Annotated in this window: 4 protein-coding genes and 1 pseudogene; 2 read left to right on the top strand and 3 right to left on the bottom strand. The window is 72.0% G+C overall.

Annotated elements, in window-relative coordinates; genetic code table 11:
• The 3 genes and pseudogenes from LCD33_RS22460 to LCD33_RS22450 form a co-directional block, all read right to left on the bottom strand.
• A pseudogene (locus LCD33_RS22460) lies at window positions 1-306 on the bottom strand (hypothetical protein); the annotation flags it as partial.
• A gap of 14 nt (window positions 307-320) precedes the next feature.
• Window positions 321-1280 (bottom strand): DivIVA domain-containing protein, encoded by a 960-nt coding sequence (locus tag LCD33_RS22455; RefSeq protein ID WP_224960304.1) that lies wholly within the window; start codon window positions 1278-1280, stop codon window positions 321-323.
• Window positions 1281-1385: 105 nt separating this feature from the next.
• Window positions 1386-2309 carry an ABC transporter substrate-binding protein gene (locus LCD33_RS22450; RefSeq protein WP_224960305.1) on the bottom strand — a complete coding sequence of 308 codons (924 nt, stop codon included), beginning with the start codon at window positions 2307-2309 and terminating at the stop codon, window positions 1386-1388.
• 302 nt (window positions 2310-2611) lie between these two features.
• Here LCD33_RS22450 and LCD33_RS22445 point away from each other — a divergent pair, with 302 nt between their 5' ends.
• On the top strand, window positions 2612-3499 hold the full coding sequence (locus tag LCD33_RS22445) for an amino acid ABC transporter permease (protein WP_224960307.1): 888 nt from the start codon (window positions 2612-2614) through the stop codon (window positions 3497-3499).
• Window positions 3496-4257: an amino acid ABC transporter ATP-binding protein gene (locus tag LCD33_RS22440; RefSeq protein WP_304612913.1), complete on the top strand. Its 762-nt coding sequence runs from the start codon at window positions 3496-3498 to the stop codon at window positions 4255-4257. Before LCD33_RS22445 ends, LCD33_RS22440 begins: the two co-directional genes overlap by 4 nt.
• Window positions 4258-4380: the final 123 nt, after the last annotated feature.

Here is a 4380-nt window from a genome sequence, read left to right as displayed (position 1 = left end):
GCCCCCCGCGGACCCGCCCCGCCTCCGACTCCCCCCCCACGTATACGTTGCCGCCGACCGGGGGGTCCCCCCCGGGGACGGGGCGCGGACGATGGGGTTGGCTGTTGCCCCCAGCGCGTCGGGGGGCGGGGAGATGACGCCGGTGGTGGGGGCTCCCGCCGGCGGGGCGGTGCTGCGGTGGGTGCGCAACGCGTGCCTGCCGGTGGGCGGCCCGTCCGCGTGCTTGCGGACCCGGCGCAGCAGCGGCCAGAAGACCAGTGCGGCCACCACGGCGCCTCCGGCGAAGGACAAGACGACTAGCTCCACGTGCTCGCTCCGAATCAGTTCCGCTGGACGGCTTCGGTCGGTTCGGCTTCGGCGGTCTCGGCGGGCTCCGCGGCACCGCCGTTGAAGGGGGACTCCAGCGGGATCAGGTAGCTCTGGGTGTCCCCGCGCGGCTCCGGCAACCACACGTGGTGCGCCGGTTCGCCGACGAGTTCGGCATCGATGACGTTGTCGATCTCCTGCGCGGCGATCTCGTTGCTGGAGGCGCCGACGAGCCTGCCGACGCTGTCCAACGAGGACATGACGGCGGTGCGCAGCTCCTCCATCCGGGCCTGCTTGGTGTGCAGGTCCTGCAGGACGTCGAGCCGCAGCTGCTCGGTCTCGGCGTCGCGCCTGCCGCACTCCCAGCGGGTGCGGGAGAGCAGCGCGTCGGCCTCCTCCTGCGCGGCCGTGACGATCGACTTGTACTCGTCCCGGATGGCGTGGCGCATGGTGCGCTCCCGTTCCCGGATGTCGGCGAGGCTCTGTTCGTGCTCCCGGCGGATCTCGCGCTGCCGGACGTCGAGCTCGTCGACGAGGCGGGCGCATTCGGCCCGCATCGCCTCCGCGGCCCGGCCGGCCTCGTCGAGCAGTTGCTGCGCCTCGTATTCCGCGCTGCCCCGGATGGTCTCCGCCTGCCGCTGCGCCTGTTCGCGCAACGTCTGCACTTCTTCTTCGGCCAGCGACAGCATGTTCTGCACGCGCTGCGACGCGTGCGGAAGCCCGGTGTCGGAGGCTTCGATGCGCTTGAGGCGGAGTTCGGCTTCGGCGAGGTCGCGCCGCGCGTCGTCGCAGAGGCGGCGGAGGTCCGTGTTCAACGCCACCGCCTCGTTGCGATCGATGCTGACCATGCGCAGCTGATCTTCGAGCAGCTCGATGTGCTCGGTGACCTGGCGGCGGTGGAAACCTCGTACCTGGATGTCGAATCCGGGACGGAGCGGGACGACGGCTTGTGCGGAGTCCTCCACGTTGGACACTCCTCTCCACAGGCGAGGGTCGACTCGCCGAGGAGAGTAGGTCTGATCCGGACACCGCGCGCGGTGGAGCGGCACGATCGCCACCTGATCGAGTAGTGCCGCCGCTCAGTGGATCTCGGGCGGACTGACCTGCGATTCGGGGATGGCCGACGCGGCCACGCCCCACTTGTCGAGGATGCGGGCGTAGCCGCCGTCGCGGATCAGCTCGTTCACCGCGGTCTGCAGCGCCGGGGCCAACGGGGAGTCCTTCGCCAGCGCGAAGCCGACGTCGAGCCTGCGGAACTCGTTGGCCAGCCGCAGCGCGGGCTGCTGCGTCGCCGCGTAGCGCAGACCGTTGATGGTGCTCATGATGACGTCGACCTTGCCCTGGGTGAGCGCCGAGTAGAGGGCGCTGCTCTCGGAGAACACCTGCACCCGGTAGGCGGGGCGGCCGAGGTCGGTGCAGCGGTGGGCCTGCGCGGACAGGGTCGCCTCGAAGGTGGTGCCCTTCGCGGTGCCGACGGTCTGCCCGCACAGCGCGGTCACCTCCGCGATCGGGGCGCGGTCGTCCCCGGAGCGGACCGCGAAGCCCTGCCCGTCGCGGATGTAGGTGGCGAAGTCGATGGTGCGCTTGCGCTCCTCGGTGACGCCGAAGTTCCCGGTGCCTGCGTCGTACTTGCCGCTGCCCAGCGCGGGCAGGATCGTCTCGAACGCGGCGTCCTGCGCCGCCACCCGCAGGCCGAGCTTGCGGGCCACCGCCTCGGTGAGGTCGACGTCGAGGCCGACCGCCGTGCTGCCGTCCGCCAGGTAGAACGCGGTCGGCGGTGCTCCGCCGACGGAACGGCCGATGCGCAGCACCCCGCCGTCGCGGATCCGCGCGGGCAGCAGCGCGGCCGCCGCCTCGCTGCGCCGGACGCCGGAGACGACGTCGGCCTGCGCGTCCAGGCCCGGCGCGACCGCGTCCGGATCGGGTGCGGGCCCGCAGGCGGTGAGCAGAACTCCGCTCAACAGCAGGGCGAACGCGGTCGCCACGCGGTGTCCGATGCGCATGGTGGTCCCCTTCCGCGCCGCACCGGGCGGCGGGAATCGGTGGAGCGCCCCGGAAACCGAGGGCGGGGCGCGGCGGGCCTGGGTTCAGCGGTGGCGTCGACAGGACGCCGACCACACCAGGCCGAGGTCGATGTGGGTTCGCGCGACCAAGCACGTACGGGCGGGCACGCGACGAGCTTCACCGGGTTCGATCGGAGGTGTCAACGGTGGCCACAGGGTGGGACGGGGAGGTCGCGGTCTTGACCGGACTCGGCGCGGGATGGATGTTCGAACTCCCGATTCCCTTGCACAGGCGGGAGATCATGTCCGAACTGCGAGTCGTCCCGACGCCCGTCGCGGACGTCCCCGAAGTGGTGCCGCTGCGCCGCCCGTTCCGCTGGGCGGCCGCGGTGCTCGTGCTGGCGCTGCTGGCCGGCGCGGTGTTCTCGGTGGCGACGAACCCGAACTTCCAGTGGAACGTCGTCGGCGCCTACTTCGCCACGCCCGCCGTGCTGCACGGGTTGTGGCTGACGGTGTGGCTCACCGCGGTGACGATGGTGCTCGGGTTCGCGCTCGGCACCGTGCTGGCGGTGCTGCGGCTGTCCGGGAACCCGGTGCTCGCCGCCGTGAGCTGGGGCTACACCTGGTTCTTCCGGTCGGTTCCGGTGCTGGTGCAGCTGCTGTTCTGGTTCAACATCGGCGCGCTGTACCCGGTGATCGGTGTGGGGGAGTTCTCCACCAGTACGGTGGACCTGCTCGGCGGCGTCACGACCGCGGTGATCGGGCTCGTGCTGCACGAAGCGGCCTACGCGGGGGAAGTGGTGCGCGGTGGCATCCTCTCCGTCGACCCCGGGCAGTCCGAATCGGCGCAGGCGCTGGGGATGACGCGCGGCCGGATCCTGCGGCGCGTCGTGCTGCCGCAAGCGATGCGCGCCATCGTCCCGCCCGCCGCGAACATGCTCATCGGCACGTTGAAGGGCACCTCGATCGTCAGCGTCATCGCCGTGCACGACCTGCTGCACTCGGTGCAGCTGATCTACAACCGCAACTACCAGGTGATTCCGCTGCTGCTGGTCGCGACCGCCTGGTACCTGATCGTCACCTCGCTGCTGACCATCGCCCAGCACCGCGTCGAACGGCACTACGCCCGCGGGACCCGGAGCGAAGCGGAACCGGTGTCGTGGCGGCGAGTCCTGGGAGGCGGGCGATGACCGCGATGATCGACGTCCGCGGCGTGCGGAAGAGCTTCGGGCCGGTGCCGGTGCTGCGCGGCGTCGACCTCACCGTCACCGAAGGGTCCGTCACCTGCGTCATCGGGCCGTCCGGATCCGGCAAGAGCACGCTGCTGCGGTGCATCAACCACCTGGAGAAGGTCGACGCCGGCCGGGTGCAGGTGGGCGGATCGCTCGTCGGGTACCGGGAAGCGGGCGGCAAGCTGCACGAACTGCCGGACCGGATCATCGCCCGGCAGCGCGCCGAGATCGGCATGGTGTTCCAGGGGTTCCACCTGTTCCCGCACATGACCGCGCTCGGCAACGTGGCCGAGGCGCTCGTCGGCGTGCGGCGACTGTCCACGAAGGACGCATCGGTGCGGGCGCTGGCCGCGTTGCGCGACGTCGGGCTCGCCGAGCACGCCGACTCCTACCCGCGGCGGCTCTCCGGCGGACAGCAGCAACGGGTGGCGATCGCGCGGGCCGTCGCCGTGGAACCGAAGGTGCTGCTGTTCGACGAACCCACCAGCGCGCTCGACCCGCAGCTGGTCGGTGAAGTGCTCGCCGTGATGAAGGACCTCGCCCGCGGCGGGCTCACCATGGTCGTCGTCACCCACGAGATCGGTTTCGCCCGGGAGGTCGCGGACTCCGTGGTGTTCCTGGACGACGGCCTGGTCGTCGAATCGGGCCCGCCCGCGGAAGTGCTGCTCGCGCCGCGGGAGGCGCGGACGCGGGAGTTCCTGGACCGAGTCCTCTGACCCCCGTTGCCGGGGGGGGGGGGGGGGGGGGGGGGGGGGGGGGGTGGGGGTGGGGGGGGGGGGGGGGGGGGGGTGGGGGGGGTGGGGGTGTTCTGGCGCCCACGCGCCCCCGCGGCGGCGGCC

Source organism: Saccharopolyspora sp. 7B, from assembly GCF_020177435.1.
GTDB lineage: Bacteria > Actinomycetota > Actinomycetes > Mycobacteriales > Pseudonocardiaceae > Saccharopolyspora_C > Saccharopolyspora_C gregorii.
The sequence above is the reverse complement of the archived record's forward strand: the minus strand, read 5'-3'. Positions and strand labels throughout refer to the sequence as shown.

Bases quoted from the DNA above. Each gene is read 5' to 3' on its own strand.
- LCD33_RS22445 (WP_224960307.1), top strand. From the start codon at position 2,612: ATGTCCGAACTGCGAGTCGTCCCGACGCCCGTCGCGGACGTCCCCGAA.
- LCD33_RS22450 (WP_224960305.1), bottom strand. From the start codon at position 2,309: ATGCGCATCGGACACCGCGTGGCGACCGCGTTCGCCCTGCTGTTGAGC.
- LCD33_RS22440 (WP_304612913.1), top strand. From the start codon at position 3,496: ATGACCGCGATGATCGACGTCCGCGGCGTGCGGAAGAGCTTCGGGCCG.